Here is a 1,727-nt window from a genome sequence, read left to right as displayed (position 1 = left end):
TGTTTATGGTAATCTAAAAATACAATGAATGGCAGACAAAAATACAAAAAAATAATTGCCAGTACAATCTCAATCTTATACCCTTGAAGTGACCAAACTTTAAGGAGGAAAGGACGTGCTAGCAATTACTCAAGTCAATTATATCCGAAAACTCTACTTCGATAAAGGAAAATCCTTCGCCGAAATTGAAAAAGCTACTGGACATAACTACCGCACGATTAAAAAATATGTAGAACAAGAAGATTTCAACGAACCACTTGTAAAAAAGACGTCACAAACAAAATCAGATTTAATCAAACCATTTGTTAGGGATATCCTTTTAGAAGATAAAAATCTCAAGAAAAAACATCGACACACTGCCAAAGCGATTTATAAAAGAGCTCTTAGGGAAAAACCTGAACTCTGCCAAGTGGCCGAAAGGACCATGCGAAACATCGTCAAACAAGAACGATTAAAGCTCTATGAAGATGCGCCTTGCTTCCTTGATCTTAATCACCCTGGCGGTGAGGCTCAAGTTGACTTCGGTGAAATCTACGTTATTAAAAATGGTGTAAGAAAACTTATGCATGAGCTGGTGCTTTCATTTCCCGCCAGCAACGTTGGTTACTGCCAAGTGACGAGATCCGAAACCATGGAAGCTCTAATGGAATCACTTGTGGCCATCTTTGGATACACTGGATTTGTTCCGAATAAGATCTGGTTTGATCAAATGGCTGCAGCCTGCATCAGAAAGAAAGATGATGATGGCAATCCCATGCCTACAGATCGCTTCCTACGATTCTCTACACACTATGGCTTTGACATTGTTTTCTGCAATGACTATGCAGGCCATGAAAAGGGAAATGTCGAGAAGAAAGTCGGCTATTTTAGAAATAACCTCTTCATTCCTGCGATAGATGTTACTGACCTCGCTAAAACGAATCTAGAACTTTTCAAAAGATGCGACGAGGAAAATGACACTGACCATTACAAGCATGGTATCAATCAACTCAAAATATTTGGGCAAGAAAAGACAGCCATGAGACCTTTTAATCATACTGCCTTTGATACCGCTAGATATGAAAAGCGACGAGTAGACAAGTATGGTCACATCACGTTCGGTGGGTGCAAATACTCTGTTTCACCACAATCTGTATCTGACTATGTATGGGTAAAAATCATGGCAAATGACCTTATTATTCTAAGTTCAGACCATTCCTATATCACGCAACATAAACGGTCATTTGAAGAAGGTCACACATCTACTCACTGGTTAGATTTTATGGGTCTTATTCTAAATAGGCCGAGAGCTCTTAAATATTCTGGGTTCTATGAGTCCCTCCCAGACGATTGGCGTCATTATCTGAGTAACCTAGAACAAGAATCTCTCAAGAAGGCACTGAAATTCTTTCATCATTGTCTTATAAAGGATGATATCTTATTTTCACAGCAGGTGCTTGATCAAGTGCTCCGAAGCGATGTTCGTGACCCTGAAGCACTCTGGACAACTTATTACAGACTCAAAGAAGACCATGCGATTTATAGGCTGAAACCAACAGAAAATCCGCTTATAAATCTGCCAGTATTTGAAACCAACCTTGCTCACTATGATACCTTGATTGGAGGTGCCAGATGAGACAAGCAATAACAGAGTACCGTAAAAAACTACGCTTAAGCCATTCCCTCATCGAAATTTATGATGAGATAGAATTTAAAGATAAAGATCAGTTTATATTGGATTTACTAAC

The 1,727-nt window shown here is 39.0% G+C and carries 1 protein-coding gene; it reads left to right on the top strand.

All coding sequences use genetic code 11. The features are described from left to right. The first annotated feature begins 115 nt into the window (after positions 1-115). Entirely contained in the window at positions 116-1,615 is a 1,500-nt protein-coding gene (istA, locus tag KHM83_RS19515; RefSeq protein ID WP_213238715.1) for an IS21 family transposase, read from the top strand. Positions 1,616-1,727: the final 112 nt, after the last annotated feature.

It is taken from the genome of Fusibacter paucivorans (assembly GCF_018390735.1).
GTDB classification, from domain to species: domain Bacteria; phylum Bacillota; class Clostridia; order Peptostreptococcales; family Acidaminobacteraceae; genus Fusibacter; species Fusibacter paucivorans.
Note: the sequence above shows the minus strand (reverse complement) of the source record. Positions and strands in the feature narration are given on the sequence as shown.